The following is a 21,455-nucleotide window of genomic DNA, read 5'->3' as shown; positions in this document are numbered from 1 at the left end:
CCCGTGAACCGATACGCGAAGGCCGCCCTGGTGACGCTGGGCTTCCTGCTGCTCGTCGTCGCCGTGTTCACCCTGCTCGGCCTGGTGCCGTCCGACTCCGAACTCGGGTCGATGCTGCGCACGGCGGGCGGCGGCCTGCTGGTCGCCGTCACCCTCGCGTGGGGCGCCTACCTGGCGAAGACCCTCCGCCGCAGTAGGTAGCCTCGGGCGGCCAACGGAGCCGGGCCCCACCTGGACAACCAGGCGGGGCCCGGCTCCCGCGTTTCCGCGCGGGCCCCGGGCCAAGTCCCCTCACTCACCGATCTTGCTCATCAATCGGTCGATTGATGAGCGACGCTGACGAGCCCTGACTCGTAGGCGCTGATCACCAGCTGCGCGCGGTCCCGCGCACGCAGCTTTCGCAGCAGCCGACCGATGTAGGTCTTGACGGTGCCGTTGCTGAGGTGGAGGTACTCGGAGATGTCGGCATTGGAGAGGCCACGCGCCACAAGCACGAGGACCTCGCGCTCGCGCTCCGTGAGCTCCTCGAGCGAGGAGCCCGGCGCATGGCGCGCATGGGGAAGACGGGCGAACTCGGCGATCAGGCGTCGGGTCACCGAAGGGGCGAGAAGGGACTCACCGGCGGCGACAGTGCGGATGCCCGCCAGCAGCACCTCGGGAGCTGTGTCCTTGAGGAGGAATCCCGCCGCCCCGGCACGCAGCGCGCCGTACACGTACTCGTCGAGGTCGAAGGTGGTGAGGATGAGAACGCGTGTCCCGGCTGTCCCGGGAGATCCGGCTATGCGCCGTGTCGCCTCGATGCCGTCCATGCCGGGCATCCTGATGTCCATCAGCACCACGTCCGGGCAGAGCCGCTGTGCGCTCTCGACGGCTTCGGCCCCGGTGCCGGCCTCGCCCACCGCCGTCAGCCCGGGAGCGGTGTCGATGAGCACCCGGAAGCTGCCTCGGAGCAGGGACTGGTCGTCGGCGACGAGTACCCGGATGGGTTCGGTCATGCGGTCCTCGCCTTCCGGCTCGCGGCCGTGCTGTGCGCGGGATCGGGCGGGAGACGAGCCGACACGGCGAACCCGCCACCGGGCCGTGGCCCGGCGGCCAACGTCCCGCCGTACATCATCACGCGTTCGCGCATCCCCACGAGTCCGTGGCCACCAGTGAGTTCGGCCCGATTGGATGCGGCCGCGTTCCCGGCTCCGTCATCCACCACCTCGATTCCCACTTCTCCTCGCGGGTCGACTGTGATCGTCACCTGGCAGTGCGTTCCGTCGCCGGCGTGTTTGACCACGTTCGTCAGTGCCTCCTGCACGATCCGGTAGACGGCCAGCGCCGTCCCCGCGGGGAGGCCGACGGCCGACCGGGTATGGAGTTCGGCGCGAACTCCGGCCCGCTCGGCACGCTGGATGAGGGTCGGCAGGTCGTCCAGCCCGGGAGGGGGAGCCGTCTCCGCCGAGCCCGGCTCTCGCATGGGCCGTCCAGCAGTGTCGCCGCGCAGCATTCCCAGGGCACGGCGCATCTCGGTGAGCGCCTCCCGGCCGGTCTGCTCGATTGCCCGGATGGCATCGTGCGTCTCCTGGGGGCGTGCCTCGGCCACATGGTTGGCCACCGCTGCTTTGACGACGATCACGCTGAGGCTGTGCGAGACGATGTCGTGCAACTCTCTGGCGATGCGCAGGCGTTCTTCGGCCAGTGCCTCCTCCGCAAGGCGACGGTCCCTCCGCGCCGCTCGGGATCTCCGCTCGCGTACGACACGGCCCGCGGCCCACGCTGCCCCGATGACCAGCCAGACGAGGGCGGCGGTGCCGGCGGCTTCCGTCCACGGGCCGGAGGGCGTCAGGACCGCTTCACCGGTGATGACGGCGGCTGCCGAGACAACCAGGGTCAGGGCGAGCGCCGCCGAAGCCCGGCGCGTCGGCTCGATGAGCGCCACCGCGTAGAGGGCCAGGGCCACAGAGGCGTACGGGTCACGGGTGATGTCCAGCAGTGTCGCCATCGCCGAAGCACCCAGAACCATGGCCAGGACGGGCAGCGGCCACAGGCGCCGAACGGCCAGCGGCATTCCGACAAGGACGGCCACCAGCCGGCCCAGCCACCACGGACCGGAGAACCGAGGCAGACCGTCTGTGGCACCCTGGTCGGCCAGTGCCACGTAACCGGCTGTCACGACGGCCGCCACGCAGGCGTCGATCGCCAGCAGATGCGCGCCGGTCCGCAGGTGCTGCCCCATTCTGTGCACCGCTCGACGATACCGTCGGCCGCTCATCCGGCCTGCCCGAAGAGGAACATCGCGGTTCCCACGGCGCCCACCAGGAGAAGCCTTCCGGCGACCGTGGCCGCCCGTGGGGTCGGCCCGTCGTGCAACGCGGCCACGCCCAAGGGAACGAGCGCGATGCACAGTCCCGCAGTGGCGGCGAACGACAGCGGGGTGGTTCCCTTCAGCACCCCCAGCGGCATCGCCGATGCCAAGGCCAGCGCCGCTGCACGCAGCGGTCCCAGCACTCGGGAGCGGTAGGCGCCGATGGCCAGCAGGAGCCAGCCGCCCATGACGGCCGCGTTGAGTGTGCTGAAGACGTGGAACGCGCCGTAGGTCTCGCTCACCGTTCGCGTCGCCGATGCCGCCCCCTGGACGGCCACCAACTGGAAGGCCAGGTGGTCCACACCGGCGTGGAACGTGCGGGCGAAGAGGCCGAGGACCGTGAGTGCGCCGCCCCACAGCGCGAGTTCCCGGAACCTCTCGCCGATCCTGGCGGCGAGAAGCACGACTCCCGGCCAGAGCAGCACCCACCCGGCGGACACAAGGCTGTACGAGGCCGTCATGAGGGCCGGATGGTGCCCGTACGCACTCAGTTGCGCGGGGAAGAAGAAGTCGAAGCGCACGCGCAGCAGTACGCCGGTGAACAGCAGCAGAGGGCCGAGGACAAGGGAGGCGCCACCCACCCAGCGTCCCGGAAAGACGGGATCAGGAACGGCGGTTGACGTAGTCGTGTTGGTCATGGGGCAACGATGCTGCCGCCGCACGAACCGCGTCGTCGGAGCACGGACCACACTTTCGGATCGGACCGTGGTCGTACCGCTTGCCCGTTGTCCGCTTCCGGTCCGAATTCTCGGACCGGACACCAGGCTGCTCGGCTCACCTGCGCCCGGCCGACCGGTGCTCGTCGACGTCCGCCGGCGCCCGAGGGCCTGCGTCAGGCCTGGGTCAGGCCTGGGTCAGGCCTTGGGCCAGTTGCGCAGGAGGGCGTCGAGGGCGTCCAGGATGCGGGACCAGGTGTCCTCGGTGGTGCGCGGGGTGTGCTGGAAGCTCCCGGCCCGCTCCAGGGCGACGTAGCCGTGGAAGGTGCTGCCGAGCAGACGGACGGCGTCGGTCTCGTCGGGCTCCGCGAGGTCGTAGCCGCGCAGGATCGCGCGGGTCATCTGCGAGTGCCGGACGGCGGCGCTGCCGAGCGCCGTCTCGTAGTCGAGTTCGAGCTGTGCGGCGGCCCAGCGGCCGGGGTGTTCGCGGGCGTAGTCGCGGTAGGCGTTGGCGAAGGCGGCCAGGGCGTCCTTGCCGGCCCGCCCGGCCAGGGCCGCGGCGACCCGGTCGGCGAGTTCTTCCAGGGCGAGCAGGGCGATCCTGGTCTTGAGGTCCTGGGAGTTCTTGACGTGCGAGTACAGGCTCGCGTCCTTGACGCCGAAGCGTCGTGCGAGCGCCGAGACCGTGACCTTGTCGAAGCCGACTTCGTCGGCCAGTTCCGCCCCCGCCCGGGTGAGTCGTTCCGCGTTCAGTCCTACGCGTGCCATCTGCTGTCCTTCCATCGCCTGGGGCCATTATACGTTTGCCTAATGCTCCTAGGTAATTTACGTTGGCTCCTATGAAGCCACTGACCGAAGAAGAGATCCGTTCCGCCTTCGTGAACTGCAGCAAGGGCGAGGCGAAGCGTCTGCACATTCCCCGAGACCTGACCGAACTGGCCTGGGACGACCTGGACTTCCTCGGCTGGCGCGATCCGCAGGCACCCGACCGCGCCTACCTCGCGGCCGAGCTGGACGGCCGGACGGTGGCGGTCGCGCTGCGCTCCTCCGGCGCCGCCTCCTGGCAGGCCCGGCGCAGCATCTGCTCGCTCTGCGTGACCACCCACACCGGAGGCGTCTCGCTGCTGGTCGCCCCGCTGGCCGGGAAGGCCGGCAAACAGGGCAACTCCGTCGGCGCGTACATGTGCACCGACCTCGCCTGCTCGCTCTACGTGCGCGGCAAGCGGGACGTCGGGGCCCGGCTCCACGAGTCGCTCACCGTGGAGGAGAAGATCCGGCGCACCGTGGCCAACCTCGCCGCGTTCGTCGCCAAGGTCACCGCGTGACCGGGGGCGGGGGCCCGGTCACGGGGCGGAGGGTGCAGGTCCTAGCCTGAGCACGCACCGGCGTCCCCGATTCGCACCAGCCGGAGGTCGAGACCACCGTGAACCCATTCCTGCGCAGAGCGATAGCCGCCCCGTTCCTCGCACTCGCCGTCGCGGGCTGCTCGGCGGGCGGCTCGTCGGGCGGCTCCGGGGCTGCGGCCGGGGCGTCCGCGCCCGCCGCGAGCCCCTCCACCGCCCCGGCTGCCCCGGCCGGTGTGCCGACGCAGGCCCCGGCGTCCGCGCCCACCCCGACGGCGGCTGCGACGGCGGGTGCGACGGCGGCCGCGGACGGGCCGGCCCGGGTGCTGGCGGCCTGGCTGGCGGACGTCTACCGAGGGGACGTCGACCAAGCGTGGGCGCTCACCCAGCTGCCCCCGCCCGCGGGTGGCTCCGCCCCGCAGCAGGACCGGAAGGCGGCGTTCGCGCGGGTGGTGAACTCCCTGCACAAGAACTTCGTCCAGGCCGTTCACACCCCGGACTTCCGGGTCACCCACGAGGCGCCGAGCGCCGGCGGCCAGAGCGTGGTCACCGACGCGGACGTGACCGTGGACGGGCACACTCTGCGGCAGGCGATCCTGAGCACCGCGCAGGGCTCGGGCCAGGTGCAACTCGCCCTCACGTTCACCCTCGGCCAGGTCAAGGGCGAATGGCGGCTGGTGAACCTCGGCATGGACGTCGACGCGTCCGTCTCGGCCACCGGCACGGCCGCGGCCGGCGGCTGATCGTCGGCAGCGGCTAGGGCGTGTCTTGTGAATCAGGTCGGACCAGACCGCGGCGTCAGGGTGCGTGCATCGCAAGGCGGAGGAGGGAGTCCATGCGGAGCATCGGCGACCGACGACAACGCGGCGAGGTGCGTGCCCTGGCGTCGCGGGCCTGGCCTGATCCACAAGACACGCCCTAGGGTGTGCCGGGTGCAGCCGACGTTCGTTGACTTCGAGGTGACTCCGCCCCACGACCACGGCGTGCGGGCCGAGTTGACCGGTACCGAGTTCGGTGGGGACCACTATCTGGTGCGGCCTGGCGACCGGGTCGACCTGATCGGGTTCGCCGCGACCGCACGGCCCGGCACCGATCTGACGGTCACCGTACGCGGGTGTGCCGAGCCGACCGCCCGGAACGTGCCGGTGCTGGTCAGCGTCAACGGCGAGCAGGTCACCGTGCTGCACGCGGCGCCCGGGCCCGACGGACCGGTCGAGTCGCGCATCACGGTGCCGTCGGCGCTGTTCTCCCGCGGTGCGGAGGACGGCTTGTCGCTGCGCGTGGCACCGGGCGCGGACGGGGCGTTCCGGCTCTGGCACGTCCTGGTCGATCCGGCGGACGAGGAAGGGCGGTCCGAGCGGACCAGGCGCGAGATCGCCGAGGGGGGAAGCCTGTGGCCCTACCTCACCCGCACCGGTGCCCCGGGCGCCGAGGACGGCGAAGGCACCCTCTGGCTCCAACTGGGGGGCACCGGCCGGGCCGCGCTGGCCGCGCTCGGCTGGCGGATGCGGGACGGAGAGCGCGCGAGCGTGGCCTTCGACGCCACGCAGCGGTCGTTCGTGGGACGGCGGATCTCCGGACGGAACGAGCTGCCGGCCTCGTATCGCGGCGAGGTCGTGGGCATCCGCCGGATGCCGCGTCAGCTGCCGCGGCCGCACCGCACGGTCGTGTTCGACACCCAACTCCGCCGCGACGGCGACTGGCGGGATGCCGTACCGCTCACCGTCCACCTGGACCTGGACGACGGCCACGTGCCGCTGGCCGAACTGGAGTGGACCGACCGGAGCGGGGCGCGCACGGGGATCGCCCTCACCCCGGACGGCCGCGGGTTCTTCGGCCACCACCAGCCGGCGGGGCGCGAACCTGTGGCGTACCGGGGCCGGATACGCGGCTCCGCCGACCTGCCGTTCCCGTTCGAGACGGTGCCGGCTCCGCCCGCGCAGCCGCTCGGGCCGGAGGTCGAACGTTTCGCCACCTGCCCCGCGAAGGCCCTGTCGGGAGGTTCCCTCGAAGCGGACGCGGTGATCGCGGCGGCGCGCCGGTCGCTGGCCGGGGCGGGTCCGACGACGGCGACCGGGCAGCGGCGGACGACGGGCACCGCGCTGCGGCACCTGCTGCTCGCGCACGGGTTCGCCACCCGCCCCGCGGTCGCCCGCGCGATCGTAGAGCTGGTGCCGGAGCAGGCTCCGCTCGCCGTCGGGCAGCTGGCCCGGTTCCTGGACGATCCGGCGAACGATCCGAGTGCCCGGCCCGGCAGCTATCCGGAGCAGGCCCCCGACGACCACGAACTGCTGTGCACGGCGCTCGCGTTGGCGACCCTCGACGGTTCGTACGTGGACACGGCGGTACAGCTGTATCGCGAGGCGGGCCCGTACACGGCCGCGGTGCTCGGCGCCGATCTCGGAATGCTCGGGCCCTCGCAACGGCAGTTGGCGAGCGAGCGCCTGAGGAACCTCGCGGCGAGCACGCGAGCTGCCCAGGTGGCCACACCGGTGGTGCGCGCGCTGGTGCGGCTCGGCCAGTTCGAGCTCGTGCTCGGCGCGATGAGGGATTTCACGGACCGCGGCATCTTCCTGTCGCACGTGGTACGGCCCCTGTCCGAGGCGGATCCCGCGGTGCTGCCCGCACTGGTGGACAGCGCGTTGCGCGCGTTGGCCGCCGACCCCGGCAGCCTGCTGCACCTGGCCGTCCGAGGTGACGACGGACCGGTGGCGGACGTCGTCTCCGAAGTGCTCGCCTGCGGAGCGGCGTACCGGGACCGGGTCACCGGGATCCTGTGGGAGCTGGTGCGATCCGTCGACTTCACCGCGGACGTGCGGTGGCGTGCGGCCCATCGGCTCGGACTGATCGCCTCCTCGGAACGCGAAGACGCCGTCCGGGCGCTGGAGGAGGGCGGTGTCCGCGATCCCGAAGCGCCACGGCCGCAGCGGCCGGCCGGCACCGAGGAGGAGTTGGCCGCCGCATTCGAGGCCGCCACGGCGGTGTGGCAGCGGATCGAGCGCGAGCTGGCACGGCGGTTCCCGAGCTTTCCCGTGACCTTGGGTGCTCCGGCGACCCGCGAGGAGATCAGCGCGTGCGAGCAGGCGCTCGGCTGCCCGTTGCCGGTCGAATTCGCGGCCTCCTGCCTGGTCCATCGCAGCATCGCCTTCGGCGATCTCGTGACGGGAATGCCGAACCAGCAGGACGTGGCCCAACTGGCCGACTATCGCGGGTACCTGGGACGCGAGTGGAGCAACGACAGGCCCGACGCCGCGGACGCCCTGTTCCACGGCGAATACGGCTGGCGGGACGGCTGGGTCCCCCTCGAATCCGACGAACCGCACAACGGTGCAGCCCTGGATCTCGATCCGGCACCGGCCGGGCGGTACGGACAGATCCTCTCGATGGACCACGGCATGCCGCAGGACGTGTCCGCCGCCGGCTGGTTCGACCTGCTGGAACGCTTCGCGACCAACCTCGAGCAGGGTCGGTACCTCCTCCACAAGGACGGGTACCTCGACCTCACGCACGGCTGAACACACGCCGAGCAGTCAGCCGAGGCCGGTCCCGAGTGCGGCGAGGGAGTCGTCCAGCGCCCTCGCCGCGGCGGGCACGTGCGGGGCGAAGGTGCAGAAGGCGTGGACCAGGTCCTCGTGGTTGCGGTGTTCGACCGGGACGCCGGCTGCGCGGAGCAGCTGGGCGTAGCGGATGCCTTCATCGCGGATGACGTCGCCCTGGACGGTGGCGATGTAGGCGGGCGGCAGGCCGGCGTGGCTCCGGGCGTAGGCAGGTGCGGCGCCGCAGGTCCTGGGGTCGCGCCCACCCAGGTACCAGCCGGCAGCCAGTTCGACGGCGCGGCGGGGCAGGACGGGGGCGTCGGCGTTCTCCGCCTCCGAGGGCAGGCTGGGGTCGATGTGGGTGCACGGGTACCACAACAGCTGGAAGCGCAGCGGTGGCCCGCCGGCGTCGCGGGCCCGCAGGGCGACCATCGCGGCCAGGTTGCCGCCGGCCGAGTCGCCGGCCACGGCGATGCGCTCCGGGTCCGCTCCGAGTTCGCGGGCGTGGGCGGCGGTCCAGCGCAGCGCGGTGAACGCGTCCTCCACCGCCGCCGGGTACGGGTCTTCGGGGGCGAGACGGTAGTCGACGGAGACCACGACCGCGCCGGTTCGGTGGGCGATGGTGCGGGCGACGTTGTCGTGGGTGTCGAGGTCACCCACGACGAACCCGCCCCCGTGGTAGTACACGACCACCGGCAGACCGGCCGCGTCGGCCCGGGGCCAGTAGACGCGCACGCCCACCCCGTCGACTCGGCGGTCCTCGATGCGCGGCAGTTCGACGACGCGCGGCTGCGCGGCGGCGTTCGCGATGTTGGCGCGGCGCAGCTCCTCCAGCGGGACCGTGTCGAAGTCGGTCACCGGCATTCCGTCGAGCAGTTTCCGCAGAGTCGGGTCCAGCGGCACGGCGTCGCTCACTCCTCTCACCTTGGCCGGCGGCTTCCCGCGTACTGCCGGGAACGACGCTCCGGCCGGGCGCCGGGCCGCTCGCCGATCACCCTAGAAGGCAGCAGGGGCGAAGCCGGTGGACCGGCGTCGGCGGGGCGCGGCTCCCTGACGCGAGGGGGCGGGTGCGCGCCGGCCCCGGCGCAAACGCGCCCCCTGCCCGCAGGGCGCTCGGGGAAGCCTCCTACGATCACATCGGATCCCCCGGCGGACGCCCACGCCTCCCGGCTGCGCGCCCGCCGCCCCATGCCCGCCGCCCCATGCCCGGCACCACAGGACGGCTCCACCGACGGCGATGGAGTCGTGCACCGAGGAGGAACCTCCATGCAAGCCCGGAAGATCGGCGCGGCCGCCGCGACAGCGGTGGCGCTTCTGGCTGCCCGCGACCTCATCCAGAAGAAGCACGCGCTGCTCCGGAACTTCCCGGTGCTCGGGCACGCCCGGTACCTGCTGGAGACGATCGGTCCCGAGCTGCGGCAGTACATCGTGACCTCCAACGAGGAGGAGCGTCCGTTCAGCCGCGACCAGCGCACCTGGATCTACGCCTCGGCGAAGGAGCAGAACAACTACTTCGGCTTCGGCACCGAGGTCGACGTCGAGCACGTCCAGGGCCACGCCTACGTCAAGCAGCGCACCTTCGCCGGCGCCCTGCCGGACACCCACGACCCGCAGTCCCCGCTGCCCTCGGCCAAGGTGCTCGGCGGGCCGCGCGGCCGCGCCAAGGCGTTCCGCCCGGCGAGCGTGGTGAACATCTCGGCGATGAGCTTCGGCTCGCTCTCCGGCGCCGCCATCAGCGCCCTCAACAAGGGCGCGGCGGAGGCCGGCACCATGCACAACACCGGTGAGGGCGGCCTCTCCCCGTACCACCGCCAGGGCGGCGACCTCGTCCTCCAGCTCGGCACCGCCTACTTCGGCTGCCGCAACGAGGACGGCACCTTCAACCTCGACAAGCTCAAGGACGTCGTCGCCGGCGCCCCGGTCAAGGCGATAGAGATCAAGCTCTCCCAGGGCGCCAAGCCCGGGCTGGGCGGCATGCTGCCGGGCGCCAAGGTCACCCCGGAGATCGCCGCGATCCGCGGCATCCCGGTCGGCCAGGACTGCGCCTCGCCGTCCCGGCACACCGCGTTCGGCGACGTCGACTCGATGCTGGACTTCGTCGAGCTGATCGCCGCCGAGACCGGCCTGCCGGTCGGCATCAAGAGCGCGGTCGGCGACCTGGGCTTCTGGCAGGAGCTCGCCGGGCTGATGGAGCGCGGCGACCGCGGGGTCGACTTCGTGACCGTCGACGGCGGCGAGGGCGGCACCGGCGCCGCGCCCCGGATGTTCGCCGACTCGGTGTCCCTCCCGTTCCGGATGGGCTTCTCCCGGGTGTACGGCACCTTCGCCGAACTCGGTCTGACCGACGACCTCACCTTCATCGGCTCCGGCAAGCTCGGCCTGCCCGAGAACGCCGCGGTGGCCTTCGCTCTCGGCGCCGACATGATCAACGTGGCCCGCGAGGCCATGCTGTCGATCGGCTGCATCCAGGCCCAGAAGTGCCACACCGACAAGTGCCCCACCGGCATCGCCACCCAGAACCCCTGGCTGGCGCGCGGCCTGGACCCGGCCTCCAGGTCCACCCGCGCCGCCGTCTACCTGCGCACCCTGCGCAAGGAGCTGCTCAAGGTCTCCTCCGCCGTCGGCGTCGCCCACCCGGGCCTGATCACCGCGAACGACATCGAGATCATGAACGGCGACTACGAGGCCCGCACCCTCGGCGGCGTCTACGGCTACAAGGACGGCTGGGGCGAGCTCGGCCCCGAGCTGGCGGCCGAGATCACCGCCCTGGTCACCGCGAAGCCGGCCGGCTGACCGGCGGGCCTCCCCGCGCGCGGCGGCCTCCCACCCCCACCGGGGCGGGAGGCCGCGGTCGTGTCCGGGGCCGGTTCAGGCGGGCGCGGCGGCCCGGCTCAGGCAGGCACCGCGGCCCGCAGCCGCTCGGCGGCGCTCTCCGGGCTGACGTCGGTGACGAAGGCGTCCAGCCCGGACTCCACCCCGGCCAGGAACTTGAGCTTGCCGGGCGCCCGCCGGACGGTGAACAGCTCCAGGTGGAGGGCGAGTTCGGCACCACCCTCGACGGGAGCCTGGTGCCAGGCCGCGATGTACGGGGTGCGGTTGCGGGCCGCGCCGGGCCCGGCGGGGAACAGGGCGTCGAAGCGGCGCAGCAGGTCCAGGTAGAGCCCGGGGAACTCGGCGCGCTCGGCCTCGTCGAGCGCGGTCAGGTCGGGGACCCTCCGGTTCGGGTAGAGGTGGACCTCGTACGGCCAGCGAGCGGCGAACGGGACGAAGGCCGTCCAGTGCTCGCCCCGGAGGACCAGCCGCTCGGGGGATTCGCGTTCGACGGCGAGCAGGTCCTCGAAGAGGTTGCGGCCGGTGCGGGCCCGGTGCGCCTCGGCCCGGGCGATCATCCGGGCGGTGCGGGAGGGGACGAACGGGAAGGCGTAGATCTGCCCGTGCGGGTGGGCGAGGGTGACCCCGATCTCCTCGCCGCGGTTCTCGAAGCAGTACACCTGCCGTACGCCGGGCAGGGCGGACAGCTCCGCCGTCCGGTCGGTCCAGGCGTCCAGGACGAGACGGGCCCGGGCTTCGTCGAGGTCGGCGAAGGAGGCGTCGTGGTCGGAGGTGAAGCAGACCACCTCGCAGCGGCCGTCGCCCGGCCGGAGGGTGTGCAGGGGTTCGTCCCGGGGGGCGACGTGGTCGGCGGAGCCGGTGGCGAGCGAGGGGAAGCGGTTCTCGAACACCGCGACCTCGTAGTCCGGCGCCGGGATCTCGCTGAGCCGTCCGTCGCGCGAGGGGCAGAGCGGGCACTCGCCGGCCGGCGGGTGGTAGGTGCGCTGCTGGCGGTGCGCGGCCACCGTCACCCACTCGCCGAGCACCGGGTCGAGCCGGGTCTCGGAGAGGCTCGCGGCCGGTTCGAGCGGCCGCTCGTCCGGGACCTCGCGGAGCGCGCCCGGCCCCTGGTCGAAGTAGACCAGTTCGCGGCCGTCGGCCAGCTTGGTGGCGGTTCTGTGCACCGCTGTACTCCTTACGCGTGGGGCGTCGGCCCGGCACTTGCGAGCTTCAACAGATTCAAACAGAGACGATCGCTTGTCAACAAGCATCGACGCTGGTGACGGCTGCTTCCAGCCGTCGGCCCGACCCGAATGAACACGGACATCGCAGATGTTGACCGTGGGGCCGGTCATGTTTGATTATGTCGGAATTCGCTCCCGCGTGCCGGTGCAAGCCGACGGCGGGACCCACCGCGCACGCCAGGCATGGAGCTGCAGATGATCGACGAGGCCACCGAGTTCGAGGCCGTCCACGGCGTCCGCCCGAGCGGCGTCTGGGCCGCACCCGGCCGGGTGAACCTGATCGGTGAGCACACCGACTACAACCACGGCTTCGTCCTGCCCATCGCCCTCCCCCACACCACCCGGGTGACCGCCCGCCGCCGCGAGGACGGCCGGCTGCGGCTGTTCAGCTCCCAGGGCGGCGGCACGATCACCGAACTCGCCCTGGACGGCCTGGCACCCGGCGTGGTCACCAGCTGGGCCGGCTACCCGGCCGGTGTGTTCTGGGCGCTCGCCGAGGCCGGGCACACCGTCGGCGGGGCCGACCTGTTCGTCGACAGCGACGTGCCGAGCGGAGCCGGCCTCTCCTCCTCCGCCGCCCTGGAGTGCGCGACGGCCGCCGCCCTGAACGACCTGTACGACCTCGGGCTGAGCGCCCCGGAGCTCGCCGTGCTCGCCCAGCGGGCCGAGAACGCCTTCGTCGGCGTGCCCTGCGGCGTGATGGACCAGATGGCCTCCTCCTGCTGCACGGCCGGCACCGCGCTGTTCCTGGACGCCCGGACGCTGGAGCAGCGGCACGTCCCGTTCGACCTGGCGGCGGCCGACCTGCGGCTGCTGGTGATCGACACCCGGGTCAAGCACGACCTCGGCGACGGCGCCTACGCGGCCCTGCGGGCCGGCTGCGAGCGCGCCGCCGAACTGCTCGGCCTGCCCGCGCTGCGCGACCTCGCGGCCGCCGACCTCGGCCCGGCCCTGGACCGGCTGCCCGGTGAACTCCGGCCACTGGTACGGCACGTGGTGACGGAGAACGGGCGCGTGCTGGAGGCCGTCGACCACCTGGTCCGCGGCGACCTCGCGGCGCTCGGACCGGTCCTGACGGCCGGACACGCCTCGCTGCGCGACGACTTCCGGGTCTCCTGCGCCGAGACGGACCTCGCGGTCGAGGCCGCCCTCGCCGCCGGGGCGCTGGGCGCCCGGATGACCGGCGGCGGGTTCGGCGGCTCCGTCATCGCCCTGGTCGGCGCCGAGCAGGTGGCCGAGGTCTCGACCGCCGTGACGGCGGCCTTCCACGCCGCGGGCTTCGCCGCCCCGGTCGCCTTCACCGCCGTTCCCTCGGCGGGCGCCCGCAAGGTGGGCTGAGCACCCGGAAGGCTGAGTTCCCGGTGGGCTGAGCACCCGGTGGGCCTGCCGGGAGGCGGGCCCACCGGAAGGAACCGGGATCAGCCGGTGGTCGGGACGACCAGGAGCTCGCCGACCGCCTCGGCGAGCACCCCGCGGGCCGCCGCGGGCAGGGCGTCGTCGGTGATGAAGCAGTCGACCTCCGCCAGGGTCGCGAAGCTGCTCAGGCCGACGACGCCCCATTTGGTGTGGTCGGCGACCACGACGGTGCGGCGGGCGGAGGCGATCAGGGCCCGGTTGGTCTGCGCCTCGGCCAGGTTGGGCGTGGTGAGGCCGGCCTGCTCGCTCACCCCGTGCACGCCCAGGATCAGCAGGTCCACGTGCAGCGACCGGACGGTCTGGTCGGCCAGCGCCCCGACCAGGGCCGCCGAGCGGGTCGGCGACCCGCCGGTCAGCAGCAGGGTCGGGACGTTCTCCCGGCCCTCGCTCCCCGCGGCCCACAGCAGGTCGGCGATCCGCAGCGAGTTGGTCACCACGGTCAGCTCCGGGACCTCCAGCAGCCGGGAGGCGACCGCGTACGTCGTGGTGCCGGCCGACAGGGCCACCACGCTGCCGGGCTCCACCAGCCGCACCGCGGCGTCCGCGAGCGCGGCCTTGGTGCCCTCCTCCAGGGCGGACTTGGCGTCGAAGCCGGGCTCGAAGGTGCTGGCCGTCCCGGCCGCCACCGCGCCGCCGTGGACCTTCTCCACCGTGCCCTGGCGCACCAGCGCGTCGAGGTCCCGGCGGATGGTCATGTCGGACACGCCGAACTGCTCGACCAGCTCGGCGACCCGGATCGCACCGGTCCGGCGGATCGCCTCCAGGATCAGCGCCTGGCGCTGGGCGGCGAGCAACGTCTGGTCAGCCACGGAGGACCTTTCGATCGAACGAGCGCGTACGGCCGGGGCATCCCCGTCGGCGACCGGCGACGCGGCCGGAGCCTGCGTGATCCATTATCCCCGGCCCCGACGGGCCCCGGGCCCCGGTATCGGACAGCGGGGCGGCGGTGACGGCAGCGGTGCGGCGGTGACGGCAGCGGCGCGGGAGCGCACCCGTGTGGGGGCCGGGTGCGCTCCCGCGCCTGTCCCGTGGGACGGACCGGTGGGACCGTCCGTCCGGTTCGTCCCCCGGGAGTACGAGGGGTTACGAGGGGCAGGGGCGTGGGCAGGACGTCAGGCCGGCAGCCCGACCGCACGCTCCCGGTTGCGACGCTGCTGGATCACCACCGCGGCCACCAGCAGGGCGCCCTGGGCGACGTTCTGCCAGAAGGCGTTGATGCCCTGCACGGTGAGCCCGTTCTGGAGCGCGCCGAGCAGCGCGACCGCCAGCAGGGTGCCACCGATGCTGCCCTTGCCGCCCTTGAGGGCGCAGCCGCCGAGCGCGGCCGCGGTGATCGACTGGAGCTCCAGCCCCTCGCTGCCGGAGACGGGCTGGCCGCTGCCGGTGCGCGCGGTGAGCAGCACGCCGGCCAGGGCGGCGACCGTACCGGAGAGGGCGTAGGCGGCGATCAGGTACTTGTTGAGGTTGATGCCGGCCAGCCGGGCGGCGGTGTCGTTGCCGCCGATGGCGTAGATGTTGCGGCCGATGTCGGTGTACGTCAGCAGGGCGTGCACGGCGACGGCGGTGAGGATCAGCAGCCAGACCATGGTGGGCAGTCCGGCGATCTTGCCCCGGCTGAGGAAGACGAAGACCGGGTCGTTGAGCACGTAGCCCTGGGCGCGGCCGTCCGAGACGAGTTGGGCGACGCCCTTGTAGGCGGCGAGGCCGGCGAGGGTGGCGATGGTCGGGTTGACCCGGCCGTAGATGATGACGACGCCGTTGAACAGGCCGATGCCGGCGCCGATGGCGAGCGAGGCGCCGATGCCCAGGTAGGGGTTGGCGCCGGTGGAGGTGAAGACCATGGCGCTGGTGACGGAGGCCAGGCCGGCCTGGGAGCCGACCGAGATGTCGAGGCCGCCGCAGATGATCACGACGGTCTGGACGACCGCGAGCAGGCCGGAGATGGTCGCGGCCTCGGCGATGACCTGGATGTTGTCCCAGCCGACGAAGTTGGAATTGAGGCTGCCGAACAGGGCGACGACGGCGATCAGGGCGCCGATCAGGCTGAGGTTCTGACCGCCGATCGCGGCGAGCAGGGCGCGCGGGCCGCCGGACCGCGCGGGCAGGGCTCCGGTGTCCGGCGCCGGGGCGGTCGGGGGCGTGGCGGTGGTCATCGGGTCTCTCCGGTCTGGGCGGGGGTGGCGGCGGCGCGGTCGTCGGACGCGGCAGGTCGGTCGGTGGCGGCACGGTGGTCGGCGGCACGGTGGTCGGCGGCACCGAGGTCAGCGGCACGGTGATCGGCGGCGGGGCCCAGGTCGTCGGCCATGGCGAGGGCGAGGACGGCCTCCTCGGTCGCCTGGTCCCGGCCGAGCTCGCCGGTGGTGCGGCCGTTCTGCATCACCACGATCCGGTCGGCGAGGCCGAGCACCTCGGGCAGTTCGGAGGAGATGACCAGCACGGCGGTGCCCTCGCGGGCGAGGTCCGCGATGATCTGGTAGATCTCCGCCTTGGCGCCGATGTCGACGCCCCGGGTGGGCTCGTCGAGGATCAGCAGGTCGGGCCGGCGGGCGAGCCAGCGGGCCAGCACGACCTTCTGCTGGTTGCCGCCGGACAGGGTGCGCACCTCCGCCTCGACCGAGGGGGCGCGGACCCGCAGCCGGTCGGCGTACTCCTGGGCGAGGGCCTTCTCCTGGCGCTGCTTGACGAACCGCCACCGACTGAGTCGGCGCAGGCTGACCAGCGAGGTGTTGTCACGGATCGTGCGGTGCAGGAACAGGGCCTGGGCCTTGCGCTCCTCGGGCGCCAGTCCGATCCCGGCGGCGATGGCGTCGCGCGGGCTGCGCAGCCGCAGCACCTCGCCGTTGAGGCTCACCGTGCCGGAGCGGATCGGGGCGTCCCCGGCCAGCGCGAGGGCGAGTTCGGAGCGTCCGGCGCCGATCAGCCCGGCCAGGGCGACGACCTCGCCGGCCCGGACCTGGAGGCTGACGTCGCGTACGTCGTCGGTGGTGAGGCCGTCGACGTCCAGCACGACGCGGTCGGTGGCGACCTGCTGGCGGACGAACAGCGAGGACAGGTCGCGGCCCACCATGAGCCGGACGAGCTCACCCTCGTCGGTGGCGGCGGCCTGGACCACCCCGGCGACCCGGCCGTCGCGCAGCACGGCGATCCGGTCGGCGAGTTGGAAGATCTCCTTCATCCGGTGGGAGACGTAGACGACCGCGATGCCCTCGTCGCGCAGCCTCCCGATCAGCGCGAACAGCGCCTCCACCTCGTGCTCGGAGAGCGAGGAGGTGGGCTCGTCGAAGGCGATCGCCCGCGGTGCGACCGCGCCGGTCAGGGCGCGCATGATCTCGACCAACTGGCGCTGCGCCGCGGTGAGTTCGGAGCCGAGCAGGTCCGGGTCGAGCACCTTGTCGAAGCCCAGGCGGGCCAGGTCGGCGGTGATCCGGCGGCGCAGCTCGGCACGGTCCAGGCGGCGCAGGGCGGTGCGCGGCAGCGAGCCGGCGTAGACGTTCTCGGCGACCGGGACGTGCGGGATGATCTCGGGTTCCTGCGGGATGATCCGGATCCCGGCCCGCCGGGCGTCCTGCGGGGAGTGCAGGTCCAGGGGCAGGCCGTCCAGCAGGACGCGGCCCTCGGTGGGTCGGTGGTCGCCGGTCAGGATGCGCAGCAGGGTGGACTTTCCGGCGCCGTTCTCGCCCATCAGCGCGGTGACCTGGCCGGGCGGGAAGGAGAGCGTGACGTCCGTCAGCGCCTGGACGGCGCCGAAGCGTTTGGACACCCCTTCGGCGGTCAGGCCGGCGGAGCCGCCCGGCGGTGGGAGGGGCGAGGGTTCGGGTGGGGTCATCGGGGCCTCGTTGGCGGTGCGGTACGGGCGGAGGTGCGGACGGGCCGTGGCGGCGGCGACGGTGCGGCGGAACCCGGCGGCTCCGCCGCACGACCGGCCCGAGGTGGGGTCGGGCACGGTGTCGGGCGCGGCGTCAGCTGCAGGACACGCCCGCGGACTGCCAGGTGGCGGCGTCGACCATCTTGGTCGGGGCGAAGGCCTCCTTGGGGAAGTCCTTGCCGTTCTTGAGCTTGTCGTACATGGTCTGCACCGAGAGGGCGCCGACGTCCTTGCCGTTGATGAACAGGGCGGCCTTCATGCCGGAGGGCTTGCCGGCGGACCAGTCCTTGCAGGCCAGGTAGGCGCCCAGGCCGACTCCGTCGATGTCGTCCGGGCTGATCCCGGCGTTCTGCAGGGCGGTGACGGAGCCCTGGACGTTCTCGTCGTTGCAGCCCCAGGTCACCCAGTGCTTGACGCCCGGGTTGGCGGTGATGGTGGCGGCCACCTTGTCCTGGGCGCCGGTCGGGGTGTTGTCGGTGGCGACGTCGATGGCCTGCACACCGGGCACGGCCTGGTCGAAGGCGGTCTTGGCGGCCTTGACCCGGTCGCCGCAGACGGTGACGTCCTGCTTCCAGGCGGAGATGATCCGGGTGTCGGCGGCGTTCCAGCCGGCCTTCTTGAACTCCTCGGCCGCGCGCTGGCCGACCTGCTGACCCATCTGCTGGCCGGAGAAGCCGATCCGGGGTACCAGGTCCCCGGCGGCGCACTGGGACGGGGCGGGGCCGCTCGCGCAGACCTGGTCGTCCGAGGTGAGCAGCGCGGCCTTGGCGTCCCGGGCCGTCTGGACCACCTGCGGGCCGACCGCCGGGTCCGGCACCACGATGATCAGACCGTTGCTCTTCTGGGCGATCGCGGCCTGCACCTCGCTGACCGTCTTGTTGGCGTCGTTGCCGAGGTTCACCACCTTGAGGTCGGCGCCCAGTTCGGCGGCCTTGGCCTTGGCCCCGGCTGCCTCGTCCACGAAGTACTGCTGGTCACCCTGCTTCTGCAGGTAGGTGATCGAGACCTTGCCGGACACCGGGGCCACCGGCGCGTCGGCCCCGGAGGAGGAGGTCTGTCCGGTGGAACAGGCCGTCAGACCGAGCGAGGTGACCAGGCTCAGCGCGGCGAGCGAGGCCAGGCGGCCACGGAGGGTGAGGTGCATGGTGGGGGCTCCTGAGGGTGTGAGACCGATCGACCATAAGCAACAGAGTCAATCAGAAAACATCGCAATCAAACGCGACGAGGCAACAGGAAACGCCCAGTTCACACGGGAGTCAAGCGTCGATTACCTCCGGAGCACGATCGACACCGTCTCGTTATGCCACCTGTTTCCGTACGGCGCGAGAAGGGACGGGCCGACGGGCGGTTCCGCGCGCGCGAAGGCGCCCGCACGGCGGCCCGAGACCGTGCGAGTGCATCGGCAGGCTCGGCCGAGGCCAGCTGATCACGCTGGTCAGAGGCGTTCGACGGAGCACGCGCAGGCACTTACTGGTCGGTAGGTAGGTGCCCGGAACAGCTTCCGACATGGGCGAGGTCACGTCAAGAGGGCGACCGTGCGGCACCGCCGGCCCCGCAGCCCCGCCCCGGGGCACCGGGCCCGCGGTCGATCGTGTGCGGCGGGCTGCGACCGGCGGTCTGCGACGTTGATTCTTTTCCCTTCTTGTTGATTACTGTTGGAACTCGGGTCTACGCTCCGCACCGACCTGGCGTCCGGCATGCTCTCGCCAACGCCGGTCCTCCCCCGCACCTTTCCAGCACCGGAGACGCCCATGTCCCGTAGACGCCTACCCCCGAAGCTGCGCACCGCCCTCGGCGCCGCAGCCCTGCTGCTGGGCTCCCTCGGCGGCCTCGCCACGCCTCCCGCCGCCGAGGCGACCCCCGCGGCACCCGGCACCGTCCCCGCTGCAGCCCCCGCCGCAGCCCGAGCGGCCGTCCGCACCGCCGTCACCGTCGACGGCACCCAGCCCGGCCTCGCCTTCGACGGGGTCGGCGCCATCTCCGGCGGCGGCGGCAACTCCCGTCTCCTGGTGGACTATCCGGAGCCGCAGCGCAGCCAACTGCTGGACTACCTGTTCAAGCCCGGCTACGGCGCCTCGCTCCAGGTGCTGAAACTGGAGATCGGCGGCGACACCAACTCCACCGACGGCGCCGAGCCGAGCATCGAACACACCAAGGGCACCGTCGACTGCGGCCAGGGCTACGAGTGGTGGCTCGCCGAGCAGGCGAAGGCCCGCAACCCGAACATCGTGTTCTACGGCCTGTCCTGGGGCGCCCCCGGGTGGATCGGCAACACCGGCAGCGGCGGCAGCTTCTGGTCCCAGGACACCGTCGACTACCTGATGTCCTGGATGGGCTGCGCCGCGCAGCACCACCTGAACGTCTCCTACCTCGGCGGCTGGAACGAGCGCGGCTTCGACGCCACCTGGTACGAGCACCTCAAGTCCGCGCTGGTCTCGCACGGCTACGGCTCGACCAAGGTCGTCGCCGCGGACGACACCTGGGCGGTGGCCGACGCCATGGCCACCGACCCGGCGTTCCGCAACGCCGTCGACGTCGTCGGCGTGCACTACCCGTGCGGCTACCTGGGCAGCTTCACCAGTTGTCCCAGCACCCCCACCGCACAGGGGCTCGGCAAGCCGCTGTGGGCCAGCGAGAACGGCTCCGAGGACGCCGACGGCGGCGCCGCCTCGGTCGCCCGCGGGATCAACCGCGACTACCTCGACGGCAGGATGACCTCCTTCGTCAACTGGCCGGTCATCGCCGCGCTCTACCCCAACCTGTACTTCTCCAGCGACGGCATGTCGATCGCGAACCAGCCGTGGTCCGGCCACTACACGATCGGCCGGACCACCTGGGTGACCGCGCACACCACCCAGTTCGCCCGCCCCGGCTGGCACTACATCGACTCCGCGAGCGGCTACCTCGGCGGCGCGCGCACCAACGGCAGCTACGTGACGCTCAAGTCCACGAACAACCGCGACTACAGCACGGTCATCGAGACCATGGACGCCACCGCGGCCCAGACCGCGAGCTTCACCGTCGCCGGCGGCCTGTCCAGCGGCACCGTCCACGTCTGGTCCACCGACCTGGGCTCCGACAACCCCGCGGACTGGTTCGTCCACGCCCAGGACGTCACCCCGCAGGGCGGCTCGTACACCCTCACCCTCCAGCCCGGCCACGTCTACACCGTGACCACCACCACCGGCCAGGGCAGGGGCACCGCCACCGCACCGGCCGCCGCCCCGATGGGCCTGCCCTACGCGGACGACTTCGAGAAGGCGGCCACCACCACCTCGCCGAAGTACTTCACCGACATGAACGGCGCCTTCCAGACCGTCCCGTGCGCCGGCGGCCGCACCGGGACCTGCCTGCGCCAGATGGCCCCGACCTCGCCGATCCGCTGGACCGACGAGTCGTACAACGCGCCGTACACGATCATGGGCGACGGCAGCTGGTCCAACTACACCGTCACCGCCGACACCCTGTTCGAGCAGTCGGGCAGCGTCGAACTCCTCGGCCGGGTCAACCAGCAGGGCCGCAACAACAACGGCCTCAACGCCTACCACCTGCGGTTCAGCGACACCGGCGCCTGGTCCATCGACAAGAGCGACACCAGCTGGCACTTCACCACCCTCGCCCACGGCACCACCACCGCACCGGGCACCGGCAGCTGGCACACCGTCACGCTGTCGATGCAGGGCACCACCCTCACCGCCGGCATCGACGGCGTCACGGTGGGCAGCGCGACCGACGGCAGCTTCACCAACGGACAGGCCGGCCTCGGCGTGACGGGCTACCAGACCGACCAGTTCGACCGCTTCGGCCTGACGCCCGGCACCCCGACCAGCCACGCGGGCCCGATCGCCTCCGCCCTGCCCGGCAAGTGCGTCGACGCCGCCGGCGACGCCGGCGCCAACGGCACCGCCGTCCAGCTCTGGGACTGCAACTCCGGCCCCTCCCAGGTGTGGACCTGGTCCAACGGCACCCTCACCCACGGCGGCAAGTGCCTCGACGTGACCGGCGCCGCCACCGTCAACGGCACCCCGGTCGAGCTCTGGGACTGCAACGCCGGCCCCAACCAGCAGTGGACGCCCCAGCCGGACGGCACCCTGCGGAGCACCCAGTCCGGCCGCTGCCTCGACGACCCGGCCCTCGCCACCACCAACGGCACCCGTCTGGAGATCTGGGACTGCAACGCCGGCGCCAACCAGCGCTGGACCCTGCCCTAGCGACACCCCCGCCCAGGAGGTGG

17 protein-coding genes are annotated in these 21,455 nt (G+C 72.5%); 7 read left to right on the top strand and 10 right to left on the bottom strand.

Features of this window, described 5'->3' with window-relative positions:
* Positions 1-3 precede the first annotated feature (3 nt).
* Positions 4-201, top strand: a complete 198-nt coding sequence (locus AB0F71_RS19870) for a hypothetical protein (RefSeq protein ID WP_360235838.1) — start codon at positions 4-6, stop codon at positions 199-201.
* A 110-nt stretch (positions 202-311) separates the two neighbouring features.
* On the opposite strand, the gene AB0F71_RS19865 is transcribed toward AB0F71_RS19870, so the two are convergent.
* The 4 genes from AB0F71_RS19865 to AB0F71_RS19850 form a co-directional block, all read right to left on the bottom strand.
* Positions 312-995: a response regulator transcription factor gene (locus AB0F71_RS19865; protein ID WP_360235835.1), complete on the bottom strand. Its 684-nt coding sequence runs from the start codon at positions 993-995 to the stop codon at positions 312-314.
* Positions 992-2,221: a sensor histidine kinase gene (locus tag AB0F71_RS19860; RefSeq protein ID WP_360235832.1), complete on the bottom strand. Its 1,230-nt coding sequence runs from the start codon at positions 2,219-2,221 to the stop codon at positions 992-994. Before AB0F71_RS19860 ends, AB0F71_RS19865 begins: the two co-directional genes overlap by 4 nt.
* Before the next feature lie 32 nt (positions 2,222-2,253).
* Complete coding sequence (locus AB0F71_RS19855) at positions 2,254-2,988, bottom strand: hypothetical protein (RefSeq protein ID WP_360235829.1); 735 nt, start codon at positions 2,986-2,988, stop codon at positions 2,254-2,256.
* A 216-nt stretch (positions 2,989-3,204) separates the two neighbouring features.
* Positions 3,205-3,774: a WHG domain-containing protein gene (locus AB0F71_RS19850; protein WP_360235826.1), complete on the bottom strand. Its 570-nt coding sequence runs from the start codon at positions 3,772-3,774 to the stop codon at positions 3,205-3,207.
* A 71-nt stretch (positions 3,775-3,845) separates the two neighbouring features.
* Between AB0F71_RS19850 and AB0F71_RS19845 the strand changes: the two genes are divergently transcribed.
* The 3 genes from AB0F71_RS19845 (at position 3,846) to AB0F71_RS19835 (ending at position 7,864) form a co-directional block, all read left to right on the top strand.
* Entirely contained in the window at positions 3,846-4,331 is a 486-nt protein-coding gene (locus tag AB0F71_RS19845; RefSeq protein WP_360235823.1) for an FBP domain-containing protein, read from the top strand.
* Between the two features lie 98 nt (positions 4,332-4,429).
* A complete protein-coding gene (locus AB0F71_RS19840; RefSeq protein WP_360235820.1) occupies positions 4,430-5,092 on the top strand; it encodes a hypothetical protein in 663 nt (220 codons plus the stop codon).
* Positions 5,093-5,281: 189 nt separating this feature from the next.
* Complete coding sequence (locus AB0F71_RS19835; RefSeq protein ID WP_360235817.1) at positions 5,282-7,864, top strand: SMI1/KNR4 family protein; 2,583 nt, start codon at positions 5,282-5,284, stop codon at positions 7,862-7,864.
* 15 nt (positions 7,865-7,879) lie between these two features.
* On the opposite strand, the gene AB0F71_RS19830 is transcribed toward AB0F71_RS19835, so the two are convergent.
* Positions 7,880-8,800: an alpha/beta hydrolase gene (locus AB0F71_RS19830; RefSeq protein WP_360235814.1), complete on the bottom strand. Its 921-nt coding sequence runs from the start codon at positions 8,798-8,800 to the stop codon at positions 7,880-7,882.
* Between the two features lie 351 nt (positions 8,801-9,151).
* On the opposite strand from AB0F71_RS19830, the gene AB0F71_RS19825 reads away from it, so the two are divergent.
* Positions 9,152-10,678, top strand: coding sequence for an FMN-binding glutamate synthase family protein (locus AB0F71_RS19825; protein WP_360235811.1), 1,527 nt, complete (start codon positions 9,152-9,154; stop codon positions 10,676-10,678).
* Positions 10,679-10,776: 98 nt separating this feature from the next.
* On the opposite strand, the gene galT is transcribed toward AB0F71_RS19825, so the two are convergent.
* A complete protein-coding gene (galT, locus tag AB0F71_RS19820; RefSeq protein WP_360235808.1) occupies positions 10,777-11,880 on the bottom strand; it encodes a galactose-1-phosphate uridylyltransferase in 1,104 nt (367 codons plus the stop codon).
* A 255-nt stretch (positions 11,881-12,135) separates the two neighbouring features.
* Between galT and galK the strand changes: the two genes are divergently transcribed.
* The gene (galK, locus tag AB0F71_RS19815) at positions 12,136-13,278 is read left to right on the top strand and encodes a galactokinase (RefSeq protein WP_360235805.1); all 1,143 of its coding nucleotides are present in this window, start codon (positions 12,136-12,138) and stop codon (positions 13,276-13,278) included.
* Positions 13,279-13,358: 80 nt separating this feature from the next.
* Here galK and AB0F71_RS19810 read toward each other — a convergent pair whose 3' ends face one another.
* The 4 genes from AB0F71_RS19810 to AB0F71_RS19795 form a co-directional block, all read right to left on the bottom strand.
* A complete protein-coding gene (locus AB0F71_RS19810; RefSeq protein ID WP_360235802.1) occupies positions 13,359-14,165 on the bottom strand; it encodes a DeoR/GlpR family DNA-binding transcription regulator in 807 nt (268 codons plus the stop codon).
* Positions 14,166-14,468: 303 nt separating this feature from the next.
* The gene (locus AB0F71_RS19805) at positions 14,469-15,509 is read right to left on the bottom strand and encodes an ABC transporter permease (protein ID WP_360235799.1); all 1,041 of its coding nucleotides are present in this window, start codon (positions 15,507-15,509) and stop codon (positions 14,469-14,471) included.
* The gene (locus tag AB0F71_RS19800; protein ID WP_360235796.1) at positions 15,506-17,182 is read right to left on the bottom strand and encodes a sugar ABC transporter ATP-binding protein; all 1,677 of its coding nucleotides are present in this window, start codon (positions 17,180-17,182) and stop codon (positions 15,506-15,508) included. Before AB0F71_RS19800 ends, AB0F71_RS19805 begins: the two co-directional genes overlap by 4 nt.
* Before the next feature lie 133 nt (positions 17,183-17,315).
* On the bottom strand, positions 17,316-18,365 hold the full coding sequence (locus AB0F71_RS19795; RefSeq protein WP_360235793.1) for a substrate-binding domain-containing protein: 1,050 nt from the start codon (positions 18,363-18,365) through the stop codon (positions 17,316-17,318).
* A 607-nt stretch (positions 18,366-18,972) separates the two neighbouring features.
* On the opposite strand from AB0F71_RS19795, the gene AB0F71_RS19790 reads away from it, so the two are divergent.
* On the top strand, positions 18,973-21,432 hold the full coding sequence (locus AB0F71_RS19790; protein WP_360235790.1) for a ricin-type beta-trefoil lectin domain protein: 2,460 nt from the start codon (positions 18,973-18,975) through the stop codon (positions 21,430-21,432).
* The last annotated feature ends 23 nt before the right edge of the window (positions 21,433-21,455 follow it).

Source organism: Kitasatospora sp. NPDC028055 (genome assembly GCF_040637885.1).
GTDB lineage: Bacteria > Actinomycetota > Actinomycetes > Streptomycetales > Streptomycetaceae > Kitasatospora.
This window is presented reverse-complemented; position numbering and strand designations above follow the sequence as displayed.

Coding starts and splice junctions, on each gene's coding strand:
- AB0F71_RS19860 (WP_360235832.1), bottom strand. CDS start 2,221: ATGGGGCAGCACCTGCGGACCGGCGCGCATCTGCTGGCGATCGACGCC.
- AB0F71_RS19845 (WP_360235823.1), top strand. CDS start 3,846: ATGAAGCCACTGACCGAAGAAGAGATCCGTTCCGCCTTCGTGAACTGC.
- AB0F71_RS19865 (WP_360235835.1), bottom strand. CDS start 995: ATGACCGAACCCATCCGGGTACTCGTCGCCGACGACCAGTCCCTGCTC.
- AB0F71_RS19825 (WP_360235811.1), top strand. CDS start 9,152: ATGCAAGCCCGGAAGATCGGCGCGGCCGCCGCGACAGCGGTGGCGCTT.
- AB0F71_RS19805 (WP_360235799.1), bottom strand. CDS start 15,509: ATGACCACCGCCACGCCCCCGACCGCCCCGGCGCCGGACACCGGAGCC.
- galK (WP_360235805.1), top strand. CDS start 12,136: ATGATCGACGAGGCCACCGAGTTCGAGGCCGTCCACGGCGTCCGCCCG.
- AB0F71_RS19800 (WP_360235796.1), bottom strand. CDS start 17,182: ATGACCCCACCCGAACCCTCGCCCCTCCCACCGCCGGGCGGCTCCGCC.
- AB0F71_RS19850 (WP_360235826.1), bottom strand. CDS start 3,774: ATGGCACGCGTAGGACTGAACGCGGAACGACTCACCCGGGCGGGGGCG.
- AB0F71_RS19795 (WP_360235793.1), bottom strand. CDS start 18,365: ATGCACCTCACCCTCCGTGGCCGCCTGGCCTCGCTCGCCGCGCTGAGC.
- AB0F71_RS19855 (WP_360235829.1), bottom strand. CDS start 2,988: ATGACCAACACGACTACGTCAACCGCCGTTCCTGATCCCGTCTTTCCG.
- AB0F71_RS19790 (WP_360235790.1), top strand. CDS start 18,973: ATGTCCCGTAGACGCCTACCCCCGAAGCTGCGCACCGCCCTCGGCGCC.